Annotated in this window: 12 protein-coding genes and 1 pseudogene; 1 reads left to right on the top strand and 12 read right to left on the bottom strand. The window is 70.4% G+C overall.

Annotated features, from left to right (window positions below; all coding sequences use genetic code 11):
- Window positions 1–4: 4 nt before the first annotated feature.
- The 6 genes from CTZ28_RS27710 to CTZ28_RS27685 all read right to left on the bottom strand — a co-directional run bounded on the left by CTZ28_RS27710 (window position 5) and on the right by CTZ28_RS27685 (window position 7,183).
- The gene (locus CTZ28_RS27710; RefSeq protein ID WP_121892436.1) at window positions 5–1,597 is read right to left on the bottom strand and encodes a solute symporter family protein; all 1,593 of its coding nucleotides are present in this window, start codon (window positions 1,595–1,597) and stop codon (window positions 5–7) included.
- Window positions 1,594–2,151, bottom strand: a complete 558-nt coding sequence (locus CTZ28_RS27705; protein ID WP_121892435.1) for a DUF485 domain-containing protein — start codon at window positions 2,149–2,151, stop codon at window positions 1,594–1,596. Before CTZ28_RS27705 ends, CTZ28_RS27710 begins: the two co-directional genes overlap by 4 nt.
- Window positions 2,152–2,220: 69 nt before the next feature.
- Window positions 2,221–2,901 carry a response regulator gene (locus CTZ28_RS27700; protein WP_121892434.1) on the bottom strand — a complete coding sequence of 227 codons (681 nt, stop codon included), beginning with the start codon at window positions 2,899–2,901 and terminating at the stop codon, window positions 2,221–2,223.
- Window positions 2,898–4,049, bottom strand: coding sequence for a sensor histidine kinase (locus CTZ28_RS27695; protein ID WP_121892433.1), 1,152 nt, complete (start codon window positions 4,047–4,049; stop codon window positions 2,898–2,900). The genes CTZ28_RS27700 and CTZ28_RS27695 overlap by 4 nt, the downstream gene beginning before the upstream one ends.
- Window positions 4,046–4,570 carry a CcdC protein domain-containing protein gene (locus tag CTZ28_RS27690; RefSeq protein WP_121892432.1) on the bottom strand — a complete coding sequence of 175 codons (525 nt, stop codon included), beginning with the start codon at window positions 4,568–4,570 and terminating at the stop codon, window positions 4,046–4,048. The genes CTZ28_RS27695 and CTZ28_RS27690 overlap by 4 nt, the downstream gene beginning before the upstream one ends.
- Window positions 4,571–5,059: 489 nt before the next feature.
- Complete coding sequence (locus CTZ28_RS27685) at window positions 5,060–7,183, bottom strand: DNA gyrase/topoisomerase IV subunit B (protein ID WP_121892431.1); 2,124 nt, start codon at window positions 7,181–7,183, stop codon at window positions 5,060–5,062.
- 441 nt (window positions 7,184–7,624) lie between these two features.
- Here CTZ28_RS27685 and CTZ28_RS27680 point away from each other — a divergent pair, with 441 nt between their 5' ends.
- Entirely contained in the window at window positions 7,625–7,855 is a 231-nt protein-coding gene (locus CTZ28_RS27680) for a DUF7455 domain-containing protein (RefSeq protein WP_030171920.1), read from the top strand.
- 108 nt (window positions 7,856–7,963) lie between these two features.
- On the opposite strand, the gene CTZ28_RS27675 is transcribed toward CTZ28_RS27680, so the two are convergent.
- From CTZ28_RS27675 to CTZ28_RS48675, 6 genes and pseudogenes are all read right to left on the bottom strand, one after another.
- A complete protein-coding gene (locus CTZ28_RS27675; RefSeq protein ID WP_121892430.1) occupies window positions 7,964–8,824 on the bottom strand; it encodes a S1 family peptidase in 861 nt (286 codons plus the stop codon).
- A 142-nt stretch (window positions 8,825–8,966) separates the two neighbouring features.
- Window positions 8,967–10,511, bottom strand: a complete 1,545-nt coding sequence (locus tag CTZ28_RS48680) for an RNA polymerase sigma factor (RefSeq protein WP_121892490.1) — start codon at window positions 10,509–10,511, stop codon at window positions 8,967–8,969.
- A 458-nt stretch (window positions 10,512–10,969) separates the two neighbouring features.
- On the bottom strand, window positions 10,970–11,857 hold the full coding sequence (locus tag CTZ28_RS27665) for a FadR/GntR family transcriptional regulator (RefSeq protein ID WP_121892429.1): 888 nt from the start codon (window positions 11,855–11,857) through the stop codon (window positions 10,970–10,972).
- A 162-nt stretch (window positions 11,858–12,019) separates the two neighbouring features.
- Entirely contained in the window at window positions 12,020–14,227 is a 2,208-nt protein-coding gene (locus tag CTZ28_RS27660) for an ABC transporter ATP-binding protein (protein ID WP_121892489.1), read from the bottom strand.
- 75 nt (window positions 14,228–14,302) lie between these two features.
- The gene (locus tag CTZ28_RS27655) at window positions 14,303–15,061 is read right to left on the bottom strand and encodes an NUDIX hydrolase (RefSeq protein WP_121892428.1); all 759 of its coding nucleotides are present in this window, start codon (window positions 15,059–15,061) and stop codon (window positions 14,303–14,305) included.
- 131 nt (window positions 15,062–15,192) lie between these two features.
- Window positions 15,193–15,580: pseudogene (locus CTZ28_RS48675) on the bottom strand (glycogen debranching N-terminal domain-containing protein); the annotation flags it as partial.
- Window positions 15,581–15,630 lie beyond the last annotated feature (50 nt).

Below are 15,630 nucleotides of genomic sequence, written 5' to 3'. Positions count from 1 at the left end.
CTCCCTACACGGCTCCCGCCCCGGTCAGCGACCGCACCTCGGTCTCCGCGTGCTTGGCCTCGTCCGGGACCTCGTCCGAGGTGACGGTGCCGAGCCAGCCCGCGACGAAGCCCAGCGGGATGGAGACGATGCCGGGGTTCTCCAGCGGAAAGTACTGGAAGTCGACGGCCGGGAACAGCGACCCGGGGCTGCCCGACACCACCGGGGACAGCACGACCAGTCCCAACGCGGGCACCAGCCCGCCGTATACGGCCCACACGGCGCCGCGCGTCGTGAAGCCGCGCCAGAACAGCGAGTACAGCAGCACCGGCAGGTTCGCGGACGCGGCCACGGCGAAGGCGAGGCCCACCAGGAAGGCCACATTGAGGTCGCGGGCCAGCAGACCGAGCCCGATCGCGATCACACCGATGCCGACCGCCGCCACCCGGGCGACGGTGACTTCGCTGCGCGCCTCGCCACGCCGCCGCCGCAGCGAGGCGTACAGGTCGTGGGCCACGGACGCCGAGGAGGCCAGCGTGATCCCGGCGACCACCGCGAGGATCGTGGCGAAGGCCACGGCCGCCACGACCGCGAACAGCACCGTCCCACCGGTGGAGTCCGCCCCGCCGCCGAGATCGAGGGCGAGCAGCGGAACCGCCGTGTTCCCCGCCGCGTTCGCGTCCCGCACGGCATCCGGCCCGACGATCGCGGCCGCCCCGAACCCGAGGACGAACGTCATCAGATAGAAGCCTCCGATCAGCCCGATCGACCACACCACCGAACGGCGTGCCGCCCGCGCGGTCGGCACCGTGTAGAAGCGGGACAGGATGTGCGGAAGCCCGGCTGTGCCCAGGACCAGTGCGAGCCCCAGGCTGATGAAGTCGAAACGGGAGGTCCAGTCCCCGCCGTACTTCAGGCCCGGCGCCAGGAACGCGTCCCCGTGCCCGCTGCGCTCCGCGGCCGTGCGCAGCAGCCGGTCGAGGTCGCCGTGAAAACGCAGCAGCACCAGCACGGTCAGCACGATGGTCCCGCCGAGCAGCAGAACCGCCTTCACGATCTGAATCCAGGTCGTGGCCCGCATCCCTCCCAACGACACATAGACCACCATGAGCGCGCCGACACCGATCACCGTCCACGCCTGCGCCGCCGCGCCCGTCCGCCCGAGCAGCAGCGCGACCAGGCTGCCCGCCCCCACCATTTGCGCCACCAAATACAGAACGGAGACGGTGACCGAGGAAGTTCCCGCGGCGATCCGCACCGGCCGCTCGCTCATCCGCGCGGCCACCACGTCGGCCAGAGTGAACCGCCCGCAGTTGCGCACCAGTTCGGCGACCAGAAACAGCACCACCAGCCACGCGACGAGGAAGCCCACGGCATACAGGAGCCCGTCGTAGCCGAACAGCGCGATCAGCCCGGAGATGCCCAGGAACGACGCGGCCGACATGTAGTCACCCGCGATAGCAAAACCATTCTCCATCGGCGAGAAGAGCCGCCCGCCGGCGTAGAACTCCTCCGCGGAACCGTGTCGCCTGCGGCTCACCCAGGTCGTGATCCCCAGCGTGACGGCCACGAACGCGCTGAACAGCAGCAGCGCCAGCGTCTGATGCTGCCCCGTCACGACCCACCGCCCTGCGCACTGCGCGCCAGTTCCTGTGTGTCCCACCGCAGATCAAGCGCGGCCCGGTCCCTGCGCAGCCGCGCGTGCCGCGCATAGGCCCAGGTGAACAGGAAGGTGGTCAGGAACTGTCCCAGCCCGGCGAGCATGGCCACGTTCAGCGCTCCGGCCACGGGCCTGGCCATGAAACCGGGCGCGGTCGTCGCGGTGATCACATAGCCCACGTACCACGTGAAGAAGACGGCGACCCCGGGCACCACGAACCTGCGATACCTGCTGCGCACTTCCTGGAAAGCCGCGCTGCGCTGCACCTCCAGATAGACATCGCGGGTGCGAACGGCCGCCGCTTCCCTCCCCTCCGGCGCCGCGGACACAAAGGGCGCGGGTGCGCCCGTACCGTCCAACTCGCCCCAGCCCGAGGCCAGCGCGTCGTACCAGGGATCGTCGTAGCCCACCTCACGGGACGGCGTGCGTGCCGCCTCGTGGTGCTCGGCCGAACTCTCTGGACCGCCTGGACCGCCCTGGTCGCCGCCGGGACGACCGTTGCTTGACTGCATGCCCAAGGATGGACAGACCGGGAAGATCCCCGACTCTTCTTCTCTCCGCTGTTCACCCCATCAGGTGACTCAGTCCGCTGACGGCCGTACCAGCCCCTTCCCGTACGCGTAACGCACCGCCTGGGCACGGTCCTTGACCCCGGTCTTGGCGAAGAGGTTGTTGATGTGGGTCTTCACCGTGGCCGTCGAGACATGCAGTCTGCGGGCGATCTCCTGGTTGCTGAGCCCCTCCGCGATCAGCACCAGGACCTCGGTCTCCCGTACGGTCAGCCCGTCGGGCGCCTCGGCGCGCACCGGCTGCGGTTCCGGCTCGGACAGCCGCTCCAGCAAGCGCCGTTGGACGCTCGGCGACAGCCCCGCGTCCCCGGACAGCACGCTCTCCACCGCGCGTACGATCTCGTCGCCGCCCGCGTCCTTGGTGAGGTAGCCCCGTGCCCCCGCTCGGAGCGCGGGGAACAGCGACTCGTCATCCGCGAAGGTGGTGAGCACCACGACCTGGGTCCCCGGGTGCTCCGCCCGGATGCGGCGGGTGGCCTCCACCCCGTCGCAGCGCGGCATCCGCAGATCCATCAGCACCACGTCCGGCGCGAGTTCGGCGACCGCCTTGACCGCCTCCTCCCCGTCGCCCGCCGCGCCGACGACCTCGATGCCCGGCAGGAGTCCGAGCAGCATCACGATGCCTTCCCGGACGACGGTCTGGTCGTCGACCACGACCACCCGTGCGGGCTTCCTCCCTGCCTCCTCCGTCATACGGGCACCTTCAACGTCACCGCGAACCCCTCCTTGTCCGGCCCGGCCTCCAACGAGCCGCCCAGCAGTTCGGCGCGCTCCCGCATTCCCAGCAGACCGTACCCGCCGCCGGCCTGCGTGAGTTCGCCCGCCGTGCCACCCGAGTCCCTGACGTCCAGCCTCACCTCGTGCTCGCCGTACTCCAGCAACACATGGACCTTGGCCCCGTGCGCGTGCTTGCGAGCGTTCGTCAGCGCCTCCTGCGCGACCCGGCGCACGGCCTGTGCCGCTTCGACGGGCAGCGGTCTGCGATCACCCGTGACGGTGACCTCGGCCCCGTCGCCGACTCTGACCAGATCGCTCAGGTAGTCCTCCAGCGGGGTCATCTCGCCACGCAGCGCGGACAGCGCCTGCCGGGTCTCCGCGAGCCCGTCCCGGGCCATGCCGCGCGCCGCCACCACCCGCTCGAGGATCTGCTCCCGGTCCGCGTCCCGTTCGATCAGCAACCGGGCCGCCTCCAGGTGCACCAACTGGGCCGACAGGCTGTGCGCGAGGACGTCGTGGATCTCCCGGGCGATCCTGGCCCGCTCCGCGAGCGCCGCGGACTCGGCCTCCGCGGCCCGGGCGGCCCGCTCCTGCGCGAGCAGGCGCTGGGCGCCGCCGCGTGCCTCGGCGTCCAGCCGCATGACGTATCCCGCGAGAGCCATGCCCGTCACGATGGCGGCGGTGGTCAGCCAGACATCGTTGTTGATCACGGAGAACGAGGCGAGGGCGACCGCGGCGACGGGCAGGGCCGCTCCGAGCGGGAACCGCTCCAGCGCCGCGATGGCACAGCCGCACCACACGACGAGCGCCGGGCCCTCGAACGCCGTGGCCTGCGCGAGCCCGGCCATGCCCAGGAGCAGAACGATCAGCACGACGGACGGCCACAGCCGGTGGTCGTAGGTGGTGCGGTAGAAGCCCCAGGACAGGACCGCGGTCAGGAGGATCCCGCCCACCGCCGCGGCCGTCCCCCAGCCGTGGACGTGGTGGGCGTCGAAGGCACCCCACGCCAGCACGCCGATCACCACCACCCGCACCGACCAGGCGAGCAGGCGTCTCGGCCGGGTGATCCCCTCGCGGCCGAGTGCCTCCCGTGAGGGCCAGCGCGTCCAGACGTTCTCCGTCACACGCCCTCCTTCCACGCCGACCGGCGCATGGCGTCACCGTACGCCGTGGCACGGCCGGCCCCGGCGGTGAGGGACTGCGCACGCCAGACCAGGATTCCGGAGCGGACGACGAGGGTGCCCGCGAACGCGAGGAACAGGGCCGAGCTGTCCTGGTGGATACCTAGCGCCGCGCCGAGGCCGAAGAGTCCGACGCGCAGTGCTATGCCGACCACCCAGACGGTCACGCTCGCCTTGGTGCTCTTCGTCCAGACGACACCGTCCGACTCGGTCCACATCCGTGTCGTCCAGGCCCAGCCGGCGCCCATCGCCAGGCCTATGAGCAGTTCGGCGCCGAGCAGTGCGACGGACTCGGTGCGGTGGTGGGCGTCGATGATGCCGGGCTCGCGCAGTGCGACGATCACCAGAATCACGGGCAGGATCCACCAGCGCCGGTCGGTGTCGATGGGGCGAGCGCGGAACTGCCGCACGAGCACCAGCGCGACCACGGCCACGATCACCAACGCGTCGACCAGCCCGGACATCAATGCCTCCGTGAGCGGAAGGGGATGTCGGCAGCGGGTGCTTCCGACGCCTACGACGCTACGGAAATTCGCAGGTCAGCGAATCGGAGCCGGGGTGGATCACGGGTGGATCCGCATGGCGGGCGGGCCTCCACCCACGGGTGGAGAACCGGGGCGCCCCGGCCGCTCGGCCAGTGATGCGGAGGCGCTGGCGTGCAGGTGCTGGGGTGCGGGTGCTGAGGTCGGGACCGCGGTGCGTTCGGCCCGGTGACGCACCGACGCCGGTGTGCCGTCGTCTGCGCCAGCGCCGACGCCAGAGACAGTGCCTGACCGTTGACGTACCCGAGCCCGGGTCCTCGCGCACCCTGGCGGTGCCGTCCTGCGGGACCGCTCCGCCGGACCGCGGGAGGCGCTGGTGTGGCCGATGCCAGGCCCGTACCGGCTGGGGCCGGACCGTGCCGGCCGCCGTCGGGCCCGCCGCGGCCCCTGGCAGGGGCCGCGGCGTGGTCGCTAGGCGTCGATCCGCGAGCGGTCCAGCGTGGCCGCCGAGCTGGAGATGAACTCCTTGCGGGGAGCCACCTCGTTGCCCATCAGCAGATCGAAGACCTGCTCGGCGGCGTCCAGGTCGGACAGGTTGATCCGGCGCAGGGTGCGGTGGCGCGGGTCCATCGTCGTCTCGGCCAGCTGATCGGCGTCCATCTCACCCAGACCCTTGTAGCGCTGGATGGAGTCCTTGTACCGGACGTTCTTGCTCTGGAACTCCATGAGCTTGTCGCGCAGCTCACGGTCCGAGTACGTGTAGACGTACTTGTCCTGGCCCTTCTTCGGCTGGACGAGTTCGATGCGGTGCAGCGGCGGCACCGCCGCGAACACCCGGCCGGCCTCGACCATGGGCCGCATGTAGCGCTGGAACAGCGTGAGCAGCAGGCAGCGGATGTGGGAGCCGTCGACGTCGGCGTCCGTCATCATGATGATCTTGCCGTACCGCGCGGCGTCGAGGTCGAAGGTCCGGCCCGACCCCGCTCCTATGACCTGGATGATCGCGCCGCACTCGGCGTTCTTCAGCATGTCGGTCACGGACGACTTCTGGACGTTCAGGATCTTTCCACGGATCGGCAGCAGCGCCTGGAACTCGGAGTTCCGGGCGAGCTTCGCGGTGCCGAGCGCGGAGTCTCCCTCGACGATGAACAGCTCGCTGCGCTCCACGTCGTCACTGCGGCAGTCGGCAAGCTTGGCGGGCAGCGACGAGGACTCCAGGGCCGTCTTGCGGCGCTGCGCGTCCTTGTGCTGGCGGGCCGCGATGCGCGTACGGGCGGCGGCGACCGCCTTCTCCAGGACCACCCGTGCCTGTGCCGCGGCGTCCCGCTTCGCGGAGGTCAGGAACGCCTTGAGTTCCTTGGAGATCACGTTGTTCACGATGCGGCGGGCCGCGGACGTGCCGAGGACCTCCTTGGTCTGGCCCTCGAACTGCGGCTCGGCCAGGCGCACGGTGACGACCGCGGTCAGCCCCTCCAGGGCGTCGTCCTTGACGATGTCGTCCTCGGCGACGCGCAGCAGCTTCTTGGTGCGCAGCACCTCGTTCATCGTCTTGGTGACGGCCTGCTCGTAGCCGGCGACGTGGGTGCCGCCCTTGGGGGTGGCGATGATGTTGACGAACGACCTCAGGGTCGTGTCGTAGCCGGTCCCCCAGCGCATCGCAACGTCCACGCCCAGCTCGCGGGTGACCTCCGTCGGGGTCATCTGGCCGTGCTCGTCGAGCACCGGGACGGTCTCCTTGAAGGTGCCGTGACCGGAGAAGCGGAGGACATCGCACACCGGCTTGTCGGTGGCCAGGTACTCACAGAACTCGCTGATGCCACCGTCGAAGCGGAAGGACTCCTCGCCCTTGCTGCCGCCGTCACCGAGACCGAACTCGTCACGCACGACGATGGTCAGTCCGGGCACGAGGAACGCGGTCTGCCGGGCCCGCTGGTGCAGGGTCTCCAGGGCGAGCTTGGCGTCCTTGAGGAAGATCTGACGGTCGGCCCAGTACCGCACGCGCGTGCCGTTGCGGGTCTTGGGGATCTTCTTCGTCCTGCGCAGGCCGCTCTTGGCCTCGAACTTGGCGCTCGGGCCGTTCGCCGCGAAGGCGCCCGGGACACCGCGCCGGAAGCTGATCGCGTGGGTGTGCCCGCCGCGGTCCACCTCGACGTCGAGGCGGGCGGACAGCGCGTTGACGACGGAGGCGCCGACGCCGTGCAGACCGCCGGAGGCCGCGTACGAGCCGCCTCCGAACTTGCCGCCGGCGTGCAGCTTGGTCATGACGACCTCGACGCCGGACAGGCCGGTCTTGGGCTCGACGTCCACGGGGATGCCGCGGCCGTTGTCCCGCACCTCCACGGATCCGTCGTCGTGAAGGATCACCTCGATGTCGTCGCAGTACCCGCCGAGGGCCTCGTCCACGGCGTTGTCGATGATCTCCCACAGGCAGTGCATCAGGCCACGGCTGTCGGTCGAGCCGATGTACATACCAGGGCGCTTGCGCACGGCCTCGAGACCTTCGAGGACGAGAAGGTGCCGCGCGGTGTAATTGGAGCCGTCCCGGTCTGCTCCTGCCAGCAGCGCAGTGGACGGCACGGACGTGTCGGCGGTCACGCGGTTCGCTCCTCGCTGAATTTCAGGTGGGGCCCTTCTGGGTAAGGGCGCGGCTTGGGTCGCCGTCAAGAGGGTACCGAGGCCTGGTAGAGCCGTTGTAACGCCACCCTCGTCTTGAACTCACACTAGTCCAGAGTCGTATGGGTGTTCGATCCCCCCATGGAGTGAAGTACATATCACGTTCCCTTCGGGGCATGAACCATTTAGGCTCCGGGCACGTCCTCATTCACAACCGGCAAGCCAGCCGGGGGGACCGAAACCTGATAGACAGCGCGAACCCGTAAGACACATAGACACGCAATACGGCACATTCGCCGCCAACCGGCAGCAGACAGCCGCCCCGGAGAGATTTTTCGAGGAAAAGCCACGAGCGGGAACGTTTTCGGGCTGGTTGGATGTTGACCCTGGTACGACAGCTCGTCGAGCTAGAGAAGAGGCGACGTGACTACTGTTCTGACCCCCGCGAGCCCGCTGACGGCCGCCGATCGCTGCGACCGCTGCGGCGCCCAGGCATACCTGCGCGTCGTCCTGCTGAGCGGCGGAGAACTGCTCTTCTGCGCCCACCACGGCCGCAAGTTCGAGCCGGAACTCAAGAAGATCGCCGCTGAGATACAGGACGAGACGGAGCGGCTGACGTCCGTTCCGGCATCCGCCTCCGAAGATGAGCGCTGATACCTCGCATCCACGACGAGCCAGTCCCGGCACAGGCCGGTGAACGGGCGGCTGCTCCTCCCGGAGCGGCCGCCCGTCGTTGTGTCCCCCGGCAGACCGTCGAGGGCGTCAGGCACCCGTGTGCGGCGTCCGCACGCCACTGTGGCTCGCACCCAGGGCCCTGACGACTTCGGAGATCCGGGTGTAGACGCCAGGGCTCCCTGCCCGCCCGCAGCCGCTCCCCCACGACACGAGTCCGATGAGCCGCCCGTTGGCGACCAGCGGCCCTCCGCTGTCGCCCTGGCAGGCGTCGGGGCCGCCCTGGGTCTCTCCGGCGCACAGCATGGATTCGGAGCGATACGCTCCGTCCACGCCGCCGGGATAGGCGTGCTCGCACTGGGCGTCCGGCAGGACGCGCACGCGTGCGGCATGCAGCTGCCGCGGATAGTCGCCGGCACCCGTCGTGTCGCCCCATCCGTACACCGTGGCGCTCGTGCCCGGCGCGTAGGCCGGGTCGCCCGCTGCCGCCATGCCGATGACGTCGCTCTGCGGCAGGGACGTGGCGAGAGTGAGCACGGCGAAGTCGCCGGCGTTGGTGTGCGCGTCGTAGCGCGGATTGACCCGGACCTCGCGTACGGCGATCTCCTTCCCTTGGTCCGACAGAAGGTCCGTACGACCCGCGATGACCTTGAGGTCGCGCACCGCGTTCGGCGGCGCCCCGAGAACTTCCTCGGTCATGCAGTGGGCCGCGGTCAGCACGGTGGTCGGGCCGATCGCCACGCCACCGCAGAACTGCCCCGCCCGCATTCCTCCGAACCGGTCACGGCTGGACAGCGCGACCGTCCAGGGGCTCTGGGAGACGTCGACGGGGAAACCGCCGACGACCACGCTGTCGGCGGCCCCGGGGGACGCCGTGGCCAGCGGTATGACGGTCGCGGCAGCCGCCAGGACCAACGGCCGGATCAGTGCTCGCACGGTAGGGCGACGCATGCACGCTCCTCACTCTGAGTGCCTATGAGACACCCAGAGTGATCCAGAGTGCGACAACGCGCAGCGCGAAGGCCCGGCGCCCCCTGCGGGGGACCGGGCCTTCGACGTTCTACGACCGAGACTGATCGACGCGGTCGCGGAACTAGTCGAGATAGTCGCGCAGAACCTGCGAACGCGACGGGTGGCGCAGCTTCGACATCGTCTTGGACTCGATCTGACGGATACGCTCACGCGTCACGCCGTAGACCTTGCCGATCTCGTCGAGAGTCTTCGGCTGACCGTCGGTGAGACCGAAGCGCATCGAGACGACGCCCGCCTCGCGCTCGGACAGGGTGTCGAGGACCGAGTGCAGCTGCTCCTGCAGGAGCGTGAAGCTGACCGCGTCGGCCGGGACGACGGCCTCGGAGTCCTCGATGAGGTCGCCGAACTCGCTGTCGCCGTCCTCGCCCAGCGGGGTGTGCAGCGAGATGGGCTCGCGGCCGTACTTCTGGACCTCGATGACCTTCTCCGGGGTCATGTCGAGCTCCTTGGCCAGCTCCTCCGGGGTGGGCTCGCGGCCCAGGTCCTGGAGCATCTGGCGCTGCACGCGCGCGAGCTTGTTGATGACCTCGACCATGTGCACCGGGATACGGATGGTGCGCGCCTGGTCGGCCATGGCGCGGGTGATCGCCTGCCGGATCCACCAGGTGGCGTAGGTGGAGAACTTGTAGCCCTTGGTGTAGTCGAACTTCTCGACCGCGCGGATCAGGCCCAGGTTGCCTTCCTGGATGAGGTCCAGGAACAGCATGCCGCGGCCGGTGTAGCGCTTGGCCAGGGAGACCACCAGGCGGAGGTTGGCCTCCAGGAGGTGGTTCTTGGCGCGTCGGCCGTCCTCGGCGATGATCTCCAGCTCGCGCTTGAGCTTGGGAGCCAGCTTGTCGGCGTTGGCCAGCTTGTCCTCGGCGAACAGGCCCGCCTCGATGCGCTTGGCCAGCTCGACCTCCTGCTCGGCGTTGAGCAGGGGGACCTTGCCGATCTGTTTGAGGTAGTCCTTGACCGGGTCGGCGGTGGCGCCGGCGGCGGCGACCTGCTGCGCGGGCGCGTCGTCCTCGTCCTCGTCGGAGAGGACGAAGCCGGCGCTCTCGGTGCCCTCGGGCTCCTCGGCACCCTTGGCGTCCTCGAGCACCTCTTCTTCGAGCAGCTCGCCGTCGTCCTTCTTGGCGGTGGTCTTCTTGGCCGCCGTCTTCTTGGCCACGGCCTTCTTCGCGACCGTCTTCTTGGCGGTCGCCTTCTTGGCTGCGGTCTTCTTGGCGGGCGCGACTTCCTCGGCCGGATCGGTGGCGACGGGCTCGGCCGACACGGCCGGGGCAGCCGTGGTGGCGGTGGCCTTCCTGGTGGTCGTCACCGTCTTCGCCGCGACCGTCTTGGTGGCGGTGCGCTTGGCCGGACTCTTTGCTGCGACGCTCTTTCGGGTGCGCTTGGGCTCCGCGGCACTGACCATCAGCGTCACACCCTCTTCCTCGAGGATCTGGTTGAGGCTGCGCAGTACGTTCTTCCACTGAGTGGCCGGAATCTGGTCAGCTTCGAAGGCCCGACGCACATCGTCGCCGGCGATCTGCCCCTCAGCCTTTCCCCGCTCAATGAGCGCCATGACAGAGACGGACTCGGCGATCTCCGACGGGAGCGTACGGGATGTGCTGGCCGACACGAACAACCTCTCGGAACGTTGGAAAACGGCTTCCGGCCCCGTCCAGGGCGGACTGGAGCCGACCACCGGCCTGGGGATGGGCCGACGGCGCGGGCGGACGCCGGGAGGTTGCACAGCGCCTTGAACGGCGTCCGTATTCCCTCCGCGACTGTCACCTCTTAGGTCATCGCGCTGGTCCCTCGAGCGTTACGCCCAATCTTCGTGGCCCGAGTCACACCCCGTAAGCACTCAAAGGCGGTCAGACGCGGGCAGACGAGGTTGCCGACAGCGTCGGCCGGGACCATTCCGGCCATCAGGCCGCATCGCCCTGCGGCTGAGCCCCGCCGGGCCCCTCCGGACCGATACCGGGCCCCTCCGGACCGATGAGGATCCGGCGGGGTCCGGCAAGGGATGGTTCCCGGGCTCGGCGCAGCCGCCACAGGGCGGTGCGCTCCGACCGCAGCGCCCGCGCTCCGCGGTCAGTGCTCGCGCGGCGCCGGCACCACACGCTCCACCTCGGGGTGGACGGTGAGCAGTTGCCGCATCGCCGCCTCGGCCGCGGCGGCGTCGCCGGTGCCGAGCGCGTCGACGATGCGCGCGTGCTGGGCGAGGGAGGCGTCATTCGGCCGGTCACAGCCGGTGACCGGGCCGCCGGACACCTGGAGAGCGGCCGACACGATGCCCGACAGGTGCTCCAGCATGCGGTTGCCCGCGATCTGGATGAGCAGCGTGTGGAACTCGGCGTCGGCACGGGAGAAGGTGAGGGCGTCGCCCTGTCCCATGGAGTGGCTCATGATCTCGACCATGTCGGAAAGTCGCTGCTGAACGTCCTCGCGCCCGTGCCCCGCGGCGAGGCGCGCGGCGAGCGGCTCGATCGTCCAGCGCAGCTCACTCAGTTCGCGGCGCTGGTCGTCGCGCTGCGGCCCGAATGCGCGCCATTCGATGATGTCCGGGTCCAGGAGGTTCCAGTCGCTGACGGGACGCACGCGCGTGCCGACATTCGGACGGGCGCTGACCAGACCCTTGGCCTCCAGGACACGGAGGGACTCACGGACGACGGTACGGGACACCTCGAAGCGCTGGCCGATCTCCTCGGGCACGAGCGGGCGGTCCGCGCCCAGGTCGCCCGAAACGATCATCTGGCCCAACTGCTGGACGAGTTGGCCGTGCAGTCCGCGTCCGCGGTTGCCCGCGGAGCGTCGTCCCACCCGGCCCAGTTCGGGGTCCGCGCCGTCCCAGGCGGGCACTCCGACCCGGTCGGCGGCCGGGCTTTCGGCGTAGGGGTAGCGGTCGAGTTCGCCCGGGCCGACCAGACCTGAGTCGGTGGAGCGGGCGGCGGTCATCATGGTGTGCGCAAGGGTACTCACGGATCCTTTGTCGGCGCTGTCTCCAACTCCCTTGAGGGCTTTGGTGAAAAGCACACGAAAGGGTGATCGCTCACCCCGTCGCAATTGACGCCTTATCGGAAAGAAATGGGCGCGCTCCGGGGAGTTGTGCACACGGCAGGAACGGAAGGGCACGGACGGTCGTCATCTGACCCTGCTACGCAGCGTCGTGAGCAGATACGCACAGAGCAGAGCGGTCAGCGACAACGTCAGCGCGCCGCCCACGGGTTGAGCGAGCACCCGGGCCACCGCCGCCAGGTACCGCTCTCCCCCGAAGGGCCACTGGAGCAGGAAGACCTCGCGCATCCGGACCGGCAGACCCGCCGCGGTCCGCACGGCCGGGCCGCCCAGCATCTTCTGCACGACGGGAACGACCACGACCGGTACGGCGAGCACCGCGGCGACCCCGGCCGTCGTGGACCGAAAGACGCCGGCCGCCAGCACCCCGGCCCAGGCACACCCGACCACGAGCCCGAACCAACTCACGCTCAGCGAAAACCAGTCGGCGGGAACTTCCGCGAGCTCCCGCCCGTAGACGACATAGAGCACCTCGGCATCACAGCCCACGGTGAGGAAGGCCAGCGCCATCGCCGTGGCTCCGGAGACCAGCAGTTTCGCGGTGAGCAGCCCCAGCCGGCGGGGCACGGACCCGCGGTCCGCCGCCAGGGCGGGATGGCGGAACTCCTCACCGAAGGCCAGCGCGCCGAGCAGTCCCGCACCGAGCGCCGCGGGTGGCAGGGGCACCTCCCGTGGCCAGGCCGCGAACAACCGCGCCTGCGAGGTGTGGCCGACGCGGGCGAGCAGAACGGCCGTGACCGCGGAAACGGCGAGCACGGCACCGCAGGTGAGGAAGCCCGTGCCGATCCCGGTGGCGCGGCGCAGTTCGTAGCGGAGGGGGCGGAGGGGGCTGGGGGCGGGGCGGACGGAGATGGGGGGAGGGAGGGGGGACAGGGGGGCAGGGGTGAGCGATCCGGCGCGGCGGCGCAAGGGTCCGGCCTCTTGACGGGCACCGGGTACGCGGCCGGAGGCCGGTGCCGCGGGCTTGGCGGCGGCACCGGGTGCAGCGGGTGCGGCGTCTGGGGCATGTGCAGTGGTTGAGGCCGTTGTTTCGGCTCCTGGCGTGGGTGCGATCGGTTCCGTGCCGCCACCCGTTGCGTGACCGTCGGACTCCACGGAGCCATCGGCGTGGGCCGGTGCCCCCTCGGGGGGAGGCGTGCCGGGCAGGTCACGGGATGTCGCCGCCGACGCCGCGCCCACGGGAAGTGGTGCCTCGGAGTCGCCCGGGCCCTTCGTCACCAAGGGTGATTCGTGGGCCGCCCGCGGTCGTCTCAGGATGGCGGACAGGCCGCGGCCCGGTTGCAGCCGAACTCCTTCCGGGATCCACCGGCCTTGCCCTCGCCAGCCCACCGGCGTTCGGTCCGCGGGCCCCGGATCGCCCGGCACCTCCGGCCCGTCGGCCGGGCGGGTACCGGCGCCCGGCCCCATGTCACCCACCTCGTCGGCGAGTTGATGGACGAGGATGCCGTGCCGGAAGGCGGCGTCGCCGATGTCCGCCGTCGTACTGCCGTACACAGAAAGACGGTTGCCCTCTTCCCGAACGATCTCGACGGAGCGCCGGTCGGCTCGTGCTTCCTTGGTGAGCAGGGCCGCGAGGCGGGCCGCGTGCGGGGTGCGGACCGCCACCCGGGGACGCAGGCGCGTGCGGGCGAACTCCACGGCCTCCTGGTCGGCGACGAGTCTGCCCCGCTCCAGGGTGACGACGCGGTCCGCGTTGCGTGCCGCCTCCTTGGGTTCGGCGGTGGTGAACAGGACCGTACCGCCCTGGGTCGCGTGCGCCCGGAGCATGCCGTGCAGCCAACGGGCTTCGCGGGCGGACAGCCCGTTCACCGGTGCGTCCAGTACCAGGGTGTGGGGGTCGGGCAGCAGGGCGCAGGCCAGACCGAGCCGACGGTCCATGCCCCGTGAGAGCGTGCCCAGGCACTCCTCCCGCAGGCTGACGAGGCCGGTGACTTCGAGAACCTCGTCGGCGCGCCGGACCGGGACCCCCGCGGCGGCGCACAGCATGCGCAGATGCCCGCGGACCGAGCGGGCAGGATGCCCGGGTACGTCACCGAGGAGGACGCCCACCTCGCGCGACGGGTGGGCGATCCGGTGCAGCGGCCGCCCTCTGAAGTGAGTGATCCCGCGGCCCTGTTGGAGTTCGAGCATCAGTCTGAGTGCCGTTGTCTTACCGGCGCGGGGCGCACCCAGGAGTGCCGTGACACGGCCCGCGTGTGCCTCGAAGGAGACATCGTTGACGGCGGGCGGGTGCGCCTTGCGGGAGTTGCTGGTCAGTCCGAAGGCCTGGATCACCTGCAGCAAGATAGCGCGTTGAGTCCGTTTTTTCGGGTATCAGCCTGTCTGTCCTGCGGTGAGGGTCTCGGCCTGTCAGACCTCGGGGCGCAGCATCGGAGGGTTGAGCAGAGTGGCGCCGCCGGCCCGGAAGAGCTGGGCGGGACGGCCGCCCTGGCGTGTGGTCGTGCCGCCGGTGGGGACGAGGAATCCGGGGGTTCCGGTCACCTTGCGGTGGAAGTTGCGCGGATCGAGGGCCACTCCCCAGACCGCTTCGTAGACACGGCGCAGCTCGCCGACGGTGAACTCGGGCGTGCAGAACGCGGTGGCAAGGGACGAGTACTCGATCTTGGATCGGGCCCGCTCCACCCCGTCGGCCAGGATCTGGGCGTGGTCGAAGGCCAGCGGTGCCAGCGGTTCGCCGTCCCGGCCGTACCCGCCCTGCTGCAGCAGTTCCTCCACCGGAGCCCAGCGTGCGTTGCTCGCGTCGCCGCCCGCGCGGGGCGCGGGCAGGTCGGGGGCGAGCGCCAGGTGAGCGACGCTGACCACACGCATGCGTGGGTCCCGCTCGGGATCGCCGTACGTCGCGAGTTGTTCGAGGTGGGCGCCGTTGTCCTGGGCGGGGGCGGACGGGTCGTGTGCGTGCAGTCCCGTCTCCTCGGCCAGCTCACGCGCCGCGGCCTGCGCGAGATCCTCGTCGGCCCGCACGAAGCCGCCGGGCAGTGCCCATCGCCCCTGGAACGGCGCCTCACCCCTGCGCACCGCCAGCGCACACAGGGCGTGGCGACGCACGGTCAGCACGACCAGGTCCACGGTGACGGCGAAGGGCGGAAAGGCTGACGGGTCGTAGGGCATGCGGCGATCATAGTCGTCTGCCTGACGATAAACACTCCCTTCGCCGGCCGCATCGGTGGCTGATCCGTTTGGGTCCGGTGCCGGTTGCGTGAACGGATTCCGTTTCTTCCTCCGGATGGCGTCGTGTGAGGTCATGCTCCCGGCTGCGGGCCGTCCGCAGCCTTCTCGACCATGGCGAGCCCTTGGCGACCGGCCCGTACGGAGAGGGGCGCGCCCGCGACCGCAGCCCCGTTGGACGATCTCGCCCAGGGGCACGGGCTGCACCGGCCGAAGGGTGATCGTCCGGGTGGGGACGTCGGGGCGGATGCCCGTGAGCGCGGTCAGGAGCAGCACGCCGGAAGCTGCCGCCATGGCCGCCGGCGGCAGGCCGCGGGGTGCGGAACAGGGGTGGTCCCCTGGGCGCTCTGTTCTCCGGCGTACGTCTCGCGCGGCCGGCGGTCCGAATGGCTCGGCTGCCGAGAGCAGGCCGTTCGCTTCTTTCTCGTGGGCGCACACAGCACCGACGCCGTGATCGAAGGGGCGCCGCACGGCTCGTGGCTCGGGGCGGGCCTGTTCCGGTCGGCCGTGGG

The sequence above is a fragment of the Streptomyces shenzhenensis genome (genome assembly GCF_003688995.1).
GTDB lineage: Bacteria > Actinomycetota > Actinomycetes > Streptomycetales > Streptomycetaceae > Streptomyces > Streptomyces shenzhenensis_A.
The sequence above is the reverse complement of the archived record's forward strand: the minus strand, read 5'-3'. Positions and strand labels throughout refer to the sequence as shown.